This is a genomic window from Streptomyces poonensis (assembly GCF_014650915.1).
GTDB classification, from domain to species: Bacteria; Actinomycetota; Actinomycetes; order Streptomycetales; family Streptomycetaceae; genus Streptomyces; species Streptomyces poonensis.
On the sequence record NZ_BMVW01000009.1, the window covers coordinates 1 to 15,343 of the forward strand.

Below are 15,343 nucleotides of genomic sequence, written 5' to 3' on the forward strand. Positions count from 1 at the left end.
GGGACGTGCCCACCCAGGAGGTGCTGGCCGCCGCCCAGCTGCTGCGCCGCCATCTGCCGGAGCTGTCCGTCCGGGTCGTGAACGTCGTCGACATGACGAAGCTGTTGCCGCACGAGGAACATCCCCACGGGATGAGCGACTTCGAGTACGACGGCCTGTTCACCACCGACAAGCCGGTGATCTTCGCGTACCACGGCTATCCGTGGCTGATCCACCGCCTCGCCTACCGCCGCACCGGCCATCCGAATCTGCATGTGCGCGGCTACAAGGAGATGGGGACGACGACCACCCCGTTCGACATGGTGGTCCGCAACGACCTCGACCGCTTCCGGCTGGTGATGGACGTCATCGACCGTGTGCCCGGGCTCGCCGTCCGGGCCGCGGCCGTACGTCAGCGCATGGCCGACGCGCGCACCCGCCACCACGCCTGGATCCGTGAGCACGGCACCGATCTGCCGGAGGTCGCCGACTGGAGCTGGAACGCCTGAGCCCACACCTTCCCGAGAGGAAGTTGCCTCATGACCGTACGCGTCGCCATCAACGGCTTCGGCCGTGTCGGCCGCACCTACCTGCGCGCGGCACTCGACCGCGCCGAAGCAGGCACTCAGGACCTCCAGGTGGTCGCGGTCAATGACATCGCACCGCCCGCCACCCTCGCCCATCTGCTGGAGTTCGACTCGGCCTTCGGGCGCATCGGCCGCGACGTCCGGCACGACGACGACTCGATCACCGTCGACGGCCGCCGCATCGCCGTCACCGCCGAACGAGACCCGGCGGCCCTGCACTGGTCCGATCACGCAGTCGACGTCGTCGTCGAGTCCACCGGTCGCTTCCGCGACCGCGACTCGGCCGCCCTGCACCTCAAGGCCGGCGCGCGGACGGTGCTGCTGTCGGCCCCCGGCAAGGGCGTGGACGCCACCATCGTCATGGGAGTCAACGACCGCACCTATGACCGGGACCGCCACCGCGTCGTCTCCGCCGCCTCCTGCACCACCAACTGCGTCGCTCCGATGGTGAAGGTCCTCCATGAGGCCTTCGGTGTCGAGCGGGGCGTGATGACCACGATCCACGCCTACACCAACGACCAGGCACTGCTGGACGGGCCGCACAAGGACCTGCGCCGGGCCCGTTCGGCAGCGCTGAGCATCATTCCGACCAGCACGGGTGCCGCCCGCGCCGTCGGCCTGGTGCTGCCCGAACTGGCCGGTGCCCTGGACGGCATCGCGGTCCGCGTGCCCGTCGAGGACGGCTCGCTCACCGACCTGGCCGTGGTGCTGCGGCGGGAGGCGACGGCGGAGGAGATCAACACGGCGTTCACCGAGGCCGCCGACGGCTCACTGAACGGCATCCTGCGCGTCACGCGAGCCCCGATCGTCTCCCGCGACGTCATCGGCGACCCGGCCTCGTGCGTCCTCGACCCGGCCCTGACCCACACGAGCGGCACCCTGGCCAAGGTCTTCGGCTGGTACGACAACGAGTGGGGTTACTCCAACCGGCTCCTCGACCTCACCGGCGTCGTCGCGGAGGAGTGACGGACGGCGACCCGGGAGGGCGGGTCCCGCGCTGCCGGCCGGCCGCGCACTCCAGGCGCACCCGTCACGAGGAGCGGACCGGCGGGGCCGTAGGGCCGAACGGTCCCCGGCCGACCCCGGTCAGCCCATGGGACCGTCTCCCGGCCCGCTGGACGCTCGAAACGTGGGAAGGCACGGAGGAGACCGCCATGACGACACATGATCATGATGTGCTCGACCGCCCCCCGGTCCACGCGCTGCTCGCGGACGGCACCACCGTGTGCATACGTCCCGTCCGGCCCGACGACCACCAGCGGCTGCAGGATCTGTACGAGGGTATGTCTCCGGAGAATCTGCGGCTGCGATTCTTCGCGGTGAGCCGTCGGTCGGCGGCCATGGCCGCCGACCGGGCCTGCGGTCCCAAGCGGCCGGGCTACCGGGCCCTGCTCGCCGAGACACGGGACAGGGTGGTCGGTCTCGCCGAGTCCGACACCGGCGGGAAGGGGGACACGGCCGAGGCGGGGGAAGCGATCGGGCCGGGGGACACGGCCGAGATCTCCGTGGTGGTCGCGGACGGTCTGCACCACCGCGGTGTGGGGACCCTGCTCGTCGAGCACCTGGTCTCCGCCGCCCGCGCGGACGGCATCACCACGTTCGAGGCCGACGCGCTGTGCGAGAACCACGAGGTGCTCCGGCTCTTCGCCGACCTCGGCCTGCGCACGGCACGGCACTTCGACGGGCCCGAGGTGCGCTGGGCCATCCGGCTGGACCAGGACGACGCCTACCTGTCGGCCGTGGAGAAGCGGGGCCGGGCCGCCGACGTGGCCAGCCTGCGACCCCTCTTCCGGCCGGACACGGTCGCCATCGTGGGCGCCGGACGCAGGCCCGGGTCGGTGGGCCGGGCGATTCTGCACCACCTGAAGACGGGCGGCTTCACCCGGCGCCTGTTCGCCGTCAACCCCGCCGCGCACTCGATCCTCGGTGTGCCCTGCCACCCGTCGGTCGCCGCCCTGCCCAAGGTTCCCGACCTCGCGGTCCTCGCCGTGCCCGCCGCCGCGGTGCCCGCCACTGCCGAGGAGTGCGGCAAGGCAGGCGCACGGGGCCTCTTGGCCGTGAGCGCCGGGCTGGACGCCGACCAGGCCCGGGCGCTGATGACCGCCTGTCGCACGTACGGCATGCGGCTCGTCGGACCCAACTGCCTCGGTGTCTCCAACTCCGACCCGGAGGTCCGCCTCCACGCGACCTTCGCCGCCGGCCATCCGAGCCCGGGTACGGCGGGCGTCGCCGTGCAGTCCGGCGGCATCGGCATCGCGCTGCTCGACGGGCTGTCCCGCCTCGGCATCGGCGTGTCGAGCTTCGCGTCCCTGGGTGACAAGTACGACGTCAGCGGCAACGACATGCTCCAGTGGTGGGAGAGCGACGGTCGCACTGACCTCGCCCTGCTGCACCTGGAGTCGTTCGGCAACCCGCGCGCCTTCTCCCGTACGGCCCGGCGCGTGACCCGCCGGATGCCCGTGCTCACCGTGGACGCCGGCCGTACCGCGGCGGGCCGCCGTGCCGCCGCCTCGCACACCGCGGCGGCCGCCACCCGCACCATGACCCGCGAGGCGCTGTTCACCCAGGCCGGGATCACCAGCACCCACTCGATCGGCGAGCTGCTCGGGACCGCCGCGCTGATGCACTCCCAGCCGCTCCCGCAGGGCACCCGCGTCGCCGTCGTCACCAACGCGGGCGGCGCCGGTGTGCTGTCCGCCGACGCTTGTGTGGAAGCGGGGTCGGTGCTGCCGCCGCTCGCTCCCGAACTGGTCGCTGACCTGCGGGACATGCTGCCCGCCGGTGCCGCTGTCGGTAACCCGGTGGACGCCACGGCCGCGGTGACGGAGGAACAGCTCGGCCGTTGCGTGGACCGGCTGATGCGGAACGACGGCGTCGATGCGGTGCTGGTGGCGCTGGTGCCCACCGCAGTGGCCGAGGCGACCGGCGACGTCCTGGTGCGGGCCCTCACCCAGGTGCCCGGCCGCCGGGTCCGGCCGGTCGCCGTCGTCCGCCTGGAGCAGGACGTAACGGTGACGCTGCTGCCCGCGGCCTACGGCAGCACGATCCCCTCGTACGCCGAACCGCAGGCCGCGGCCGGGGCGCTGGCTCACGCGGCACACCGGGCGGCCTGGCTGAGCCGGCCTCTCGGCACGGTCCCGGACCTGGACGGCATCGTCACCGCCCGCGCCCACGAGATCGCCGACACCTACCTCGCGTACCACCCGGAGGGCGGCTGGCTCGACCCGCGTACCTGCGCCCAGCTCCTCGGCTGCTACGGCATTCCGCAGATTCCGTGGGCCTGGGCCGAGACCGAGGAGGACGCGGTCCTCGCCGCCCGGCGGCTGCGCGGTGCGGACGGCCGGGTGGTCATGAAGGCCTACTGGCCGGGCCTGGTGCACAAGACCGAGGAGCATGCCGTGCACCTCGACCTCCGGGGCGACGCTCAGGTACAGGCCGCCTTCCGGGACTTCGACGTCCGCTTCGGCCACCTGCTCAGGAGTGTGATCGTCCAGCCGCTCGCCGCGCGCGGCACCGAACTGTTCGCCGGTGTGGTCCAGGACGAGGTGTTCGGACCGCTGGTGCTGTTCGGGCTCGGCGGAACAGCCACGGAAGTACTCGCCGACCACGCCGCCCGGCTCGCCCCGCTCACCGACACGGACGTGCACGACCTGATCACGGCCCCGCGCTGCGCACCGCTGCTGTTCGGTTCGCACGGCAGCCGCCCCGTCGATCTGCCAGGGCTGGAGCAGCTGCTGCTGCGCCTGTCGCGCATGGCGAGCGACCTGCCGCAGCTCGCCGAGGCCGACTTCAACCCGGTCGTGGCCACGCCCGCCGCGGTCACCGTGCTCGACGCCCGTGTGCGCCTGCTGCCGCGCCGGGCCCACGACCCCTATCTGCGCCGGCTCCGCTGAGCCGCCGCGACCGACCGAGCCGGCTGAGGAGGAAGCACCATGAAACACGACAAGATCGGCTCCGTGATGACCACGGACGTGGTCCGGGCCGTGTACGGGACTCCGTTCAAGGAGGTGGCCCGGTTGCTCGTGGACCACCGGATCAGCGGACTCCCCGTGGTGGACGAGGACGAGAAGGTCGTCGGTGTCGTCTCCGAGACCGACCTGATGGCCCACCAGGCCGAACCCTCCGATGCGAGGGAGCCCGGCCGCCGCTTCCCGTTCGCCGCGCTGAAGCCCGCCGCCCGGTGGCGGGCCGCGAAGGCGACGGCCGGCACGGCCGGCCAGCTGATGAGCGCGCCGCCGGTCACCGTGCACGCCGACGACACCATCGTCGAGGCGGCGCGGATCATGGCCGGACGGCACGTGGAGCGGCTGCCCGTGCTCGATGAGGAGGACCGGCTGGTCGGCATCGTCACCCGGCGCGATCTACTGCGGGTCTTCCTGCGGCCGGACGCCGACATCCGCAACGAGGTGATCCACGAGGTGTTGGTGCGCACGCTGTGGCTGGCGCCGCGCAGCATCGGCGTGTCCGTGACGGAAGGTGTGGTCACGCTCGCCGGGCAGCTGGAACGCAAGAGCGAGACGGAGATCGCCGTCTCCATGACCCGGCAGATCGACGGCGTGGTCGCGGTCGTCGACCGACTCACCTGGCGTCTGGATGACGCACGTCTGCGGCCGGACGGCGAGGCACTGCACGGCGTCGCCGACGACCGGCTGCGCAGGCTGTGAGAGGAGGCCGACCGTCATGCCGACGAACGTGCTGGTCGCCTACGGAACGACGAACGGATCGACGGCGGAGATCGCCGAGACCATCGCCGAAGTCCTGCGAAAGGACGGGTTGACGGCCAGGGCGCGTCCCGCCCGGTCCGTCCCGACTGCGGCGGCGTACGACGCCGTGGTGGTCGGCGGCGGGCTCTACGCAGGTCGCTGGCACAAGGACGCCCGCCGTTTCGTCCGGTACCACCGCAAGGCCCTGGCCGAACGCCCGCTGTGGCTCTTCAGCAGCGGTCCGCTCGACGCCTTGGCGTACGCCCGGGACATCCCGCCCGTACGCGATGTGCACAAGGTCATGGTCCGGCTCGAGGTCCGGGAGCACGTCACCTTCGGCGGTTGCCTGCGGGAGGGCGCGCACGGGTGGATCGCCCGCATGATCCTCCGTGGCGGACAGGGCGGGGACTTCCGTGACTTCGATCAGATACGGGCATGGGCGGCGCGGATCGGCCATGAGCTGACGGGCTGACGATCCGACGGGGCGGGGAGGTGCCGGACACCCCCTGGGCTCGGTGAGGATCAGGCTGTCCGCGTTACGGCCGCAGCGGTACGCCCCGGCTCTGGTGGTCCGACGAAAGAGAGAGGTGATGGGTCATGACCGAAGAGGTCCCGTCGCACGCCGCGGAGGGACGACCTGTGGGCGATCTCGGGCGCCGGATCGCCCAGTGCCGCACGGAACTCGGCGTGACGAGGGAGGAGACCGCCGCCCGGGCAGGCATGGCAACGGGCTACCTCCAGCACTTGGAGGAGCATCCGACCGCTTCCCCGGAGGCAGCCGTACTTCTTCGGCTGGCCGGAGCGCTGGAAACCACGGTGAAGCACCTGACCGGAGGAGACACCGAACTGCCGCCCGGCCTCGGCCAGGCCGCCCGCACTCCCGAATTCACCGAGCTGACGGAAGAGGAGTGCCGCGCCCTGCTGTCGACGCACGGGGTGGGACGCCTGGCCGTGTACACGCTTCCGGGACCGGTGATCGTGCCCGTCAACTACAGCGTCGTCGATGGCGCGATCGTCCTGCGCACCGCGCCCGGCAGCACGCCCTCGCAGGCGGTCGGCCGACAGGTCGGCTTCGAGGTCGATCACATCGACGAGGCGTTCAGCGAGGGCTGGAGCGTGCTGGTGCGCGGCCGCGCGTGGGCCGTGACGGACCCCGCCGAGAAGGCCCGGCTCGCGGCACGGGCGTACAGCACGCCCTGGGCGGGAGGCCGGCGCGAGCAGTGGCTGCGCATCGAGCCGGTCATCGTCACCGGGCGCCGGATCACGGCCTGACACGAGCCGTCGGCGTCAGGGCGCTGGTCGGTGGACGCAGTGCGCACGGCCGGGGACAGGCCCCTCAGCGGCCGCCACGGCCTCCGTTGCCTCAGGCCTCCTTGGGCTCGGGTGCCAGTTCGATGACGATCTCCGGCGGTCGGTGTCGGGTATTTCGCGGGCCAGCGTGAGGACGCAGGCCGGAGCGGACGGCGGGCCGGGCCGATGTCGGGTGACGGTCAGCAGATCGGGGACTCCGGTCGGCGAGCGGTTGCTGCAGCAGCCCGGAGGAGTTCCGGGGCGCCCCGGACGACCTGCTCCGCGCAGCTGTGGGGCTTCGACACAGCGATGGACTTCAGCAGATACGGGGCAGCTGCTCCCCGAGCGGCATGTCCAGCACCCGCCGGGCGCCCACCAGGGTGCGCAGCGTCACCCGGCCCCGCGGCCCTTGGGGAAGCACCTCGCCGATGCGTACGGCCTGTCCGCCTTCCGGACGGGAGCGCAGGGCTGTCAGTGCCTCCTCGGCCGCGACGGCGTCGACGAAGGCGACAAGACAGCCCTCGTTGGCGACGATGAACGGGTCGAGGCCGAGCAGGTCGCACGCGGCGGCGACCGCCTCGGGCACGGGGACGGTCCGTTCCTCGATCTCGACGGCGGCGGACGAGGCACGCGCGATCTCGTTCAGGGCGGCGGCCAGTCCGCCCCGGGTCGGGTCGCGCAGGGTGTGGACGTGTGCGCCGAGCGGTGCCAGAGCGGCCACGAGGTGGTGCAGTGGCCGGCTGTCCGAGGCGATGTCGCTGTCGAAACCGAGCCCTTCGCGGGTGGAGAGCACGGTGGTGCCGTGCAGCCCGATCGGGCCGGACAGCAGTACGGCGTCGCCGGGGCGGGCGAGTGCGGCGGACGGGCGCAGTCCGAGGCGGCGCTGTCCGACACCGGTGGTGTTGACGAAGATCCGGTCCGCGGCGCCGCGGCCCACGACCTTGGTGTCCCCGGTGACGACGGGCACCCCCGCATCCCGGGCCGCCTTGCCCAGCGACTGGACGACGAGACGGAGTTCGGACAGCGGCAGTCCCTCTTCGAGGACGAGGGCGACGGACAGGGCGATGGGCCGGGCGCCGCGCATGGCGAGGTCGTTGATCGTGCCGTGCACCGCGAGGGAGCCGATGTCGCCACCGGGAAAGAACAGCGGGCTGACGACGAAGCTGTCCGTGCTGACCACCAGGTCGGGGTGACCGGGCAGCAGCGCCGCGTCCTCCAGCGGGCCGCTCGGGCCGTCGAGGGCGGGCAGCACAAGGGTGTCCAGGAGTTCGGCGGTCAGTCGGCCCCCGGCGCCGTGACCGAGCAGGACCACCTCGTCCTCGTGATGCGGTGCGGGGCAGGCAGCGGTCATGGCGTCGACCCTTCCTTGGCGTCCTCGGTGTCCTTGGTGCGGCCGGCCGCGTGGAAGGCGGCACAAGTGCCCTCCGCGGACACCATCGGCGCGCCGAGCGGACGGCGGGGTGTGCAGCGGGTGCCGTAGGCGGAGCAGTCGGTGGGCAGCCGGGCCCCGGTGAGGACCTGGCCCGCGATGCACTCCGCGTCCTCGGCCGGGCTCAGGCCGGCCACGGCGAAACGGCGGGCGGCGTCGAAGCGCGCGTAGGGCTCGGCGAGTTCGAGCCCGCTGGCGGACAGCTTCCCGATCCCGCGCCAGGCCCGGTCGGTGACGCGGAAGACCGTGCGGACCGCCTCCTGCGCCTCCGTGTTGCCGGACCGGCGTACGGCCCGTACGTACTGGTTCTCCACCGAGTGCCGGCCGGACTCCAGTTGCCGCACGGCCATGAGGATGCCCTCCAGCAGGTCCAGCGGTTCGAAGCCGGTCACCACGATCGGCACGCGGTGGCGGGCGGCGATCGGCTCGTACGCGCGCCAGCCCGTCACCGCGCACACGTGCCCGGCCGCGAGGAACGCCTGCACCTCGCAGCCGGGGTCGTCCAGCAGCGCGGTCATGGCGGGCGGCACCAGGACGTGGCTGACCAGCATCGAGTAGTTCGCCAGCCCCAGGCGGGCGGCGTGCAGCACGGCCATGGCGTTGGCCGGCGCGGTGGTCTCGAAGCCGACGGCGAGGGACACCACCTCGCGGTCCGGGTGTCCGGCGGCCAGACGTACCGCGTCCATCGGCGTGTAGACGACGCGTACGTCCGCACCGCGCGCCCGCAGGGACAGCAGGTCGGTGTCCGTGCCCGGGACCCGCAGCATGTCCCCGAAGCTGGTGAGGATCACTCCGGGCCGGGCGGCGATGGCCATGGCCCGGTCCAGGGTCTCCAGGGGGGTGACGCAGACAGGGCAGCCGGGGCCGTGGATCATGCGGATGCCCGCCGGCAGCAGCTCGTCGATGCCCTGGCGGACCAGGGTGTGGGTCTGGCCGCCGCACACCTCCATGATCCGCCACGGCGCCGTCGCGGTGCGGCGCAGCTCGTCGAGCAGCCGCCGGGCGAGTTCCGGGTCGCGGTACTCGTCGAGGTACTTCACCGTGGCTCGCCCCGGGCCGAGCCTCCGGCGAGGTCGAACCGGACGTCCACGACGCCTTCGATGGCGCGGATCAGGCGGGCCGCGACGGGCACGAGGGAGGTGTCCGGGACGTGGCCGGTGAGGGTGACGACGCCGTCGTGCACGTCCACACCGATGGGCTCGACGGGATGGGGGAAGAGGTGCGCCACGACTTCGCGCCGGACCTCCTCGGCGAGCTCCTCGTCGGCCCGCAGGAACACCTTGAGCAGGTCCCCCCGGCTGACGATGCCCTCCAGCACACCCTCGTCGTTGACGACCGGCAGCCGCTTGACCCTTCGGTGGGCCATGATGCGCGCGGCCTGGGCGAGGGTGGAGCGGGCGTGGACGGTGACGGCCGGGGTGCTCATCAGCTCCCCCGCTGTCACCCCGCCCGCCTTGGCCAGGTCCGACAGCCTCTCCCGCTGGGTGGACCAGTCCGGATCGCTGCCCCGGAACTCCTCCTTGGGCAGCAGGTCGGCCTCGGAGACGACCCCGATCACCCGGCTCTCGCCGGCCACCACCGGCAGGGCGCTGACCTTCCACTGCCTCATGAGCCTGACGATGTCCTTGAACGGGGCCTCACGGCCGACCGCCACGACGGTGTGCGTCATGACGTCGCTCACGATGTGCGGGCTGCCACGCATGGTCGTTCACCTCCGGTGATGCCGGTTGTTGTCAGGTGCGGAGGACGGTGAGGTCGAGGAAGTGGGCGGAGCAGGAGATGCACGGGTCGTGGTTGCGGATGGCCCGCTCGCACAGCCGCGTGAGCTCCTCGTCGCTCGGGTCGCCCCCGGCGAGGGCCGCCTGGGCGATCCGGGCGAGGTCGTTCTCGACGGCGCCCTGGTTCTGCGCGGTGGGCGGCACGATGCGGGCGTCGGTGACCGTGCCGTCGCCGTCCAGCCGGTAGCGGTGGTAGAGCAGGCCGCGCGGTGCCTCGGTCGCGCCGTGGCCACCTCCGGCGACGGGTGGTACCTCGACGTACGGGCGGGGCGGGGGCTCGTACGCGGCGATCAGGCGCAGCGCCTCGTCCACGGCGTACACCACCTCCACGGCCCGTACGAGGACCGACCGGTACGGGTTGCGGCACACGGCTCCTGCCGCTGGATCGCCGAGCCCGGCCTCGCGGGCCGCCTCGAGCGCGGTGGGCGACAGCAGGCTCCCACTGATCGCGAACCGGGCGAGGGGACCGGTGAGATGGCGTCGCCCGTCGAGCCGGGAGTGCAGCGCGGTGGAGTGGGGCACCTGCTCCTCGCGGACGTGGTCGAGGAAGACGGACGTGTCGAATGCGGTCCGGGCGCCGTCGGTCCGCAGGACCGTCGGGGTGCCGCGCTCGATGGCATACGTACCGGGGGAGCCCAGGGCCAGGAGGTCGGCGTCCACGGCGGCCTCGGGGAAGTCGAAGCCCGCTGCCCAGCGCACGGTCTCCCGGGCGTCGTCGGCGGCCCGGCTCAACCGCTCGGCGAGCGGGCGCAGTTCGGCGGGCGCGGGTGCCCGGTGGAAGCCGCCGAGACGGACGTTGACCGGGTGGATCGCGCGGCCCCCGAGGACTTCGAGGAGCGCGTTGCCCGCCTGCTTGAGGCGCAGCCCCCGCTCCACGGCGGCCCGTTCGGCGCGGGCGAGGTCGATCGCACTGTCACAGCCGAGGAAGTCGGGCGCATGCAGCAGGTAGATGTGCAGGGCGTGGCTCTCGATCCACTCGCCGCAGTACAGCAGTCGGCGCAGGTCCTGGATCGGCCGGTCGACGGTGACTCCGCAGGCGTCCTCGATCGCGGCGCAGGCGCTCATCTGGTACGCCACCGGGCAGATGCCGCACACCCGGGCGGTGATGTCGGGCGGCTCGGTGTACGCCCGGCCGCGCAGGAACGCCTCGAAGAAGCGGGGCGGTTCGTAGATCCGCAGCCGCACCTCCTCGACCCGGTCGCCGGACACGCGCAGCAGCAAGGCTCCCTCGCCCTCGACCCGGGCGAGCGAGCCGACGCGCAGGACGCGGGAACCACGGTGGGTCACGGCCGCACCTCCTTGCCGGACTCGTTGTCGCAGGTGTCGAAGGCAGCGGCGTTGAAGGTGCGCAGGAACCGCTCAGTGGCAGGGTCGTCCAGCCCGTCGCGGTGCAGCAGCGGGATCAGCGCGGGCAGGTTCACCGACCCGGACGGCCCGAAGCAGCCGTAACAGCCGCGCCCGTACGCCGGGCAGATCGCCCCGCACCCGGCATGCGTGACCGGTCCCAGGCAGGGCGTGCCGTGGGCGACGGTGACGCAGACCGTGCCGCGCCGCTTGCACTCGAAGCACACACTGTGGTTCGGCACGTCCGGCTTCCGGCCCGCCAGGAACGCCGTGAGCACCTCCAGCAACTGCCCACGGTCGATCGGGCAGCCGCGCAGCTCGAAGTCCACGTCCACATGGGCCGACACGGGCGTGGAGGTGGCCAGGGTCTCGATGTAGTCGGGACGGGCGTACACCGTGCGGCGGAACTCTTCGACGTCGGCGAAGTTCCGCAGGGCCTGGATGCCGCCGGCGGTGGCGCACGCGCCGATCGTCACGAGCACCCGGCACTGCGCGCGGATCTCCCGGATGCGCCGGGCGTCGTCCGGTGTGGTGACGGACCCTTCGACGAGCCCGAGATCGTACGGTCCGGGGTCGACGGAGCTGGAAGCCTCCGGGAAGTGGGCGATCCGCACCCTGCCCGCGAGGGCGAGGAACTCGTCCTCGCAGTCGAGGAGGGTGAGCTGGCAGCCGTCGCAGGACGCCAGCTTGAACACCGCGAGCGTGGGCACGGCCGGCGACGGGGTGCTCATGTCACATCTCCCTCACGGACAGCAGGCCCTCGGCCCGGTTCCAGCCGATCACCGGCCCGTCCCGGCACAGCAGGACGCCGCCCAGCTGGCAGTGGCCGCAGTGGCCGGTGGCGCAGCGCATGTTGCGCTCCAGCGACACCCGGATCCGGTGCGGGGCGAGCCCGCGGTGCACCAGTTCGCGAGCAGCCGCGCGGATCATCACCTCAGGGCCGCACACGAAGGCCGTGGTGTTCCGAGGGGTGAACCGGGCGCCGTTCAGCAGGGTGGTGACGACCCCGACGCGGCCCCACCAGCCGGGGGAGGGGCGGTCGACGGCGACCGCGCAGCGCGGCGGTCCGTGCGCTGCCGTCCAGGCGCGGAGCCGGCCGGCGTACAGCAGGTCGTCGGGGGTGCGGGCGCCGACGAGGAGGTTCAGCCGCCCGTACGCGTGCGGGGCGGCGAGCGCGGCGGCGACCAGGGGCCGCAGCGGGGCGAGACCGATGCCGCCCGCCATGACCAGCAGGTCCTGGCCGATCGCCCGGCCCAGGCTCCAGCCGGTGCCGAACGGTCCGCGCAGACCGACCTGTTCCCCCGGCCGCAGCGCGCACAGCGCCGCCGACACCGCGCCGACCGCCCGGATGGTGTGGACCAGCTCGCGGTGGCCGATGCGGGACACCGAGACGGGGATCTCCCCGACGCCGAAGGCGTACACCATCGCGAACTGACCCGGCACGAACGGTGCGACTGCCGCCGCGCCCGCCGGGGCCAGCGTGACGCTGACGGTGTCGGCCGTCTCGGGCCGCACCCGGGTCACCCGGTACGGCAGGGGAACATCGGTCATGGCGGGCTCCCGCTGCCGTAGGGGCCGTACAGGTCGAGCAGCCGGATCCGGGCGGCGCGCAGCCGGTCGGCGACCACGTGGCCGACCCAGACCGCGATCGCCCGGCCGAAGCCGGGATCTCGGGCGCACATCTCCCGTACGGCCTCCGCGTCGAACTCCCACGCCCGTACCTGGCTCATCGCCTCCGCTCCCAGGTGCCACACGTACGGCGGGATGTGCCAGGACCAGCCGACCAGTTCGCCGTGGCCCAGCGACTCGATGACGGCGGCCCGCCGGCCGGGGACGTGCACGTCGAGGACGACCGTCCCGGTGCGTACGATCCAGAAGCGGTCTGCGCGCCGGCCTTCCTCGAACAGGCGGGTGCCCGCCGGGAAGGAGACCTCGCGGGCGTGCCGCATCAGCCGGGCCCGGTGCTCGGCCGGGAGGGCCGCGGTCAGGGTGGTGGCGGAGGTCATGGCTCGGACTCCTTCCGGCCGTTCTCGCCCTCCTGGTCGTGTCGTCGCAGCCGGGCGGCGAGTTCGTCATGCAGGGCGGAGGCTTCCTCCGTGATGTCGATGCCGACCGGGCACCAGGTGATGCAGCGTCCGCAGCCCACGCAGCCGGAGCTGCCGAACTGCTCGTACCAGGTGGACAGCTTGTGGGTGAGCCACTGCCGGTAGCGGCTGCGGGCCGAGGCGCGGACCGGGCCGCCGTGCAGATAGGAGAAGTCCAGGTCGAAGCAGGAGTCCCAGCGCTGCCACCGCTCGGCGTGGTCGCCGGTGAGGTCGGTGATCTCCTCGGTCGTGGTGCAGAAGCAGGTGGGGCACACCATGGTGCAGTTGCCGCAGGTGAGGCAGCGGGCGGCGACGTCGTCCCAGCGGTCCGCCTCCAGGCTGTCGCCCAGCAGCGTGCGCAGGTCCACGGGTGGCATGGCCCGGCCCATCCGCTCCCGCGCGGCGTCCACCGCGTCCCGGGCCGCAGCTTGCGTCTCCGGCTCGGCCGGGCGGTGGGGCACCTCGGCGAGGAGCTCGTCACCGGCGTCACTGCCGGCCCGGACGTGGAAGCGGTGACCGGTTTCGTCCACGAGCTCGGTGAGCGCGAGATCGAAGCCCGCGTCGGCCCCCGGTCCACTGCCCATGGACACGCAGAAGCAGGTGGCGCCCGGCTCCGTGCACTCGGCGGCTATCAGGAACGCTCCCGCACGCCGCTCCCGATAGCCGCGATCCTGGTAACGGCCCCCGGCCAGCACCCGGTCCTGGATCGCCACGGCGCGCAGGTCGCAGGGGCGTACGCCCAGGAAGGCGTACGAGGGCCGCGCACGAGGCGCCTCGGCGACCGACAGCCGTCCGTCGGCCGTGCGGTCGGCGTCCCACACTTTCTCCCGCTCCGGGTGCAGGAACGCCTTCCAGGACTGGGGCCCCGTGGTGTGCGCGAAGGCGGCGCCGTCCGCGCGGGGGACCAGCCGGTAACGGCCCGCCTCCACCTCGGTGCCCCAGCCGAAGGGCAACTCCTCGGCCGTGGCGAGATCGGCCAGCACGACGGCACCGTCCCGCACCGTCGGTCCGATGACCGTGCGTCCCCGTGCGCGCAGAACCTGGACCAGGGCGTCCAGTCCGGTCCGGTCCAGGACGGCGGTCGTGCGACGCTCCGACATCGTCCCCTCCGAGAGGCCGTGGGGCTGCTGACTCCAGCATGGGCCCGCCCGCCGCCGGGCACTACGGGCCGCCCGGTCCCGACCGGAGGCCGTTCGGCCCCGAGCGGCCCGTGTCCTGTCTCGGCATGCTGGAGACGAACGCAGTGGAGGGAGAGGCACCATGACTGTCCCCACCCGCATCGCGATCGTCGCCGTCGGCGACCGGTACCGGCACGACGACGGCATCGGCCGGGCGGTGCTGTCCCGCCTGAGGGAACGGACGGCGGACCGTCCGCTGCCCCCGGGCACGGTTCTCGCGGAGTGCGACATCGACGATCCGGGGCGACTCCCCCAGCTCTGGGACCACGCAGAACTCGCTGTCGTACTGGAGCCCGCCCACACCCTCCCGAGCCACCCCGGACGCATCTACCGGCTGGAGCTGGACAGCGACGGGCTCCGGCGACCCGGCACGATGCGTCAGCGCGGACTCGGCGCGGCCGTCGAACTCGGCCGGCAGCTGGACCGGCTGCCCCGCCATCTGGTGGCGTACGCCGTCGAGACCGCGGACGCCTCGCTCGGCGAAGGGCTGTCGGAGTCCGTGGCGGCGCAGGTCGATGTCCTGGCCGAGCAGGTGGAGGAAGAGATCGTGCGGCACCGGGTGGCAGCGGCACAAGCCGTGGCCGGCCGGGAGACGGCATGACGGAGCGGGAAGGACTCCACCCACTTCTCGCGGATCCTGATCGCGCGGTGCGCGGCGGTCAGCCGCTTCTCCAGCTGAGGATGGGACCCGGTCATCCAGAACCCTCCCTTCTGGCGGGCAGCGGCTCGCCCAGTTCGCCGGTGACCGCGTCCGCCATGGCCCGCAGCACGTCGAGCGTGCGCTCGGCCTCGGCCTCGTCGATCTGCGTGATGGCGAAGCCGACGTGGACGATGACATACGCTCCGGCCCCGGCCTGCGGCGTGTAGGCGAGGCACACCTCGCGGCGTACGCCGCCGAAGTCGACCGTGCCCATCCGCACGCCCGCGTCGTCGCGGACGTCGGTGATCCGGCCGGGGATGCCCAGGCACAT

At 72.9% G+C, this 15,343-nt stretch carries 16 protein-coding genes; 7 read left to right on the forward strand and 9 right to left on the reverse strand.

The window, feature by feature from the left end; translation table 11 throughout:
• The 6 genes from IE242_RS21785 to IE242_RS21810 all read left to right on the forward strand — a co-directional run.
• On the forward strand, positions 1–488 hold a 488-nt coding region (locus tag IE242_RS21785), incomplete at its 5' end, for a phosphoketolase family protein (protein WP_506417250.1).
• 30 nt (positions 489–518) lie between these two features.
• A complete protein-coding gene (gap, locus tag IE242_RS21790) occupies positions 519–1,532 on the forward strand; it encodes a type I glyceraldehyde-3-phosphate dehydrogenase (protein ID WP_189861831.1) in 1,014 nt (337 codons plus the stop codon).
• 188 nt (positions 1,533–1,720) lie between these two features.
• A complete protein-coding gene (locus tag IE242_RS21795; protein ID WP_189861833.1) occupies positions 1,721–4,459 on the forward strand; it encodes a bifunctional acetate--CoA ligase family protein/GNAT family N-acetyltransferase in 2,739 nt (912 codons plus the stop codon).
• A 39-nt stretch (positions 4,460–4,498) separates the two neighbouring features.
• Complete coding sequence (locus IE242_RS21800) at positions 4,499–5,230, forward strand: CBS domain-containing protein (RefSeq protein ID WP_189861835.1); 732 nt, start codon at positions 4,499–4,501, stop codon at positions 5,228–5,230.
• A gap of 16 nt (positions 5,231–5,246) precedes the next feature.
• Positions 5,247–5,741, forward strand: a complete 495-nt coding sequence (locus tag IE242_RS21805; RefSeq protein WP_189861837.1) for a flavodoxin domain-containing protein — start codon at positions 5,247–5,249, stop codon at positions 5,739–5,741.
• A 125-nt stretch (positions 5,742–5,866) separates the two neighbouring features.
• Entirely contained in the window at positions 5,867–6,541 is a 675-nt protein-coding gene (locus IE242_RS21810; RefSeq protein WP_189861839.1) for a helix-turn-helix domain-containing protein, read from the forward strand.
• 334 nt (positions 6,542–6,875) lie between these two features.
• Here IE242_RS21810 and hypE read toward each other — a convergent pair whose 3' ends face one another.
• From hypE to IE242_RS21850, 8 genes are read right to left on the reverse strand one after another with little or no spacing between them, the layout of a single operon-like run.
• Positions 6,876–7,910 carry a hydrogenase expression/formation protein HypE gene (gene hypE / locus IE242_RS21815; protein ID WP_189861841.1) on the reverse strand — a complete coding sequence of 345 codons (1,035 nt, stop codon included), beginning with the start codon at positions 7,908–7,910 and terminating at the stop codon, positions 6,876–6,878.
• Complete coding sequence (gene hypD / locus IE242_RS21820) at positions 7,907–9,028, reverse strand: hydrogenase formation protein HypD (protein WP_189861843.1); 1,122 nt, start codon at positions 9,026–9,028, stop codon at positions 7,907–7,909. Before hypD ends, hypE begins: the two co-directional genes overlap by 4 nt.
• Positions 9,025–9,690, reverse strand: coding sequence for a CBS domain-containing protein (locus IE242_RS21825; protein WP_189861852.1), 666 nt, complete (start codon positions 9,688–9,690; stop codon positions 9,025–9,027). The genes hypD and IE242_RS21825 overlap by 4 nt, the downstream gene beginning before the upstream one ends.
• Before the next feature lie 31 nt (positions 9,691–9,721).
• Positions 9,722–11,053, reverse strand: coding sequence for a Ni/Fe hydrogenase subunit alpha (locus IE242_RS21830; RefSeq protein WP_189861854.1), 1,332 nt, complete (start codon positions 11,051–11,053; stop codon positions 9,722–9,724).
• Entirely contained in the window at positions 11,050–11,841 is a 792-nt protein-coding gene (locus IE242_RS21835) for an NADH-quinone oxidoreductase subunit B family protein (protein WP_189861856.1), read from the reverse strand. The genes IE242_RS21830 and IE242_RS21835 overlap by 4 nt, the downstream gene beginning before the upstream one ends.
• A 1-nt stretch (position 11,842) precedes the next feature.
• Positions 11,843–12,661 (reverse strand): FAD/NAD(P)-binding protein, encoded by an 819-nt coding sequence (locus tag IE242_RS21840; protein ID WP_189861858.1) that lies wholly within the window; start codon positions 12,659–12,661, stop codon positions 11,843–11,845.
• Positions 12,658–13,116, reverse strand: a complete 459-nt coding sequence (locus IE242_RS21845) for a Crp/Fnr family transcriptional regulator (protein ID WP_189861860.1) — start codon at positions 13,114–13,116, stop codon at positions 12,658–12,660. The genes IE242_RS21840 and IE242_RS21845 overlap by 4 nt, the downstream gene beginning before the upstream one ends.
• Positions 13,113–14,294 (reverse strand): 4Fe-4S dicluster domain-containing protein, encoded by a 1,182-nt coding sequence (locus tag IE242_RS21850; protein WP_189861861.1) that lies wholly within the window; start codon positions 14,292–14,294, stop codon positions 13,113–13,115. Before IE242_RS21850 ends, IE242_RS21845 begins: the two co-directional genes overlap by 4 nt.
• Before the next feature lie 160 nt (positions 14,295–14,454).
• Here IE242_RS21850 and IE242_RS21855 point away from each other — a divergent pair, with 160 nt between their 5' ends.
• Entirely contained in the window at positions 14,455–14,973 is a 519-nt protein-coding gene (locus IE242_RS21855; RefSeq protein WP_189861863.1) for a hydrogenase maturation protease, read from the forward strand.
• Positions 14,974–15,064: 91 nt separating this feature from the next.
• Here the strand turns inward: IE242_RS21855 and IE242_RS21860 are convergent, their stop codons facing one another.
• Positions 15,065–15,343 (reverse strand): HypC/HybG/HupF family hydrogenase formation chaperone, encoded by a 279-nt coding sequence (locus tag IE242_RS21860; protein WP_189862156.1) that lies wholly within the window; start codon positions 15,341–15,343, stop codon positions 15,065–15,067.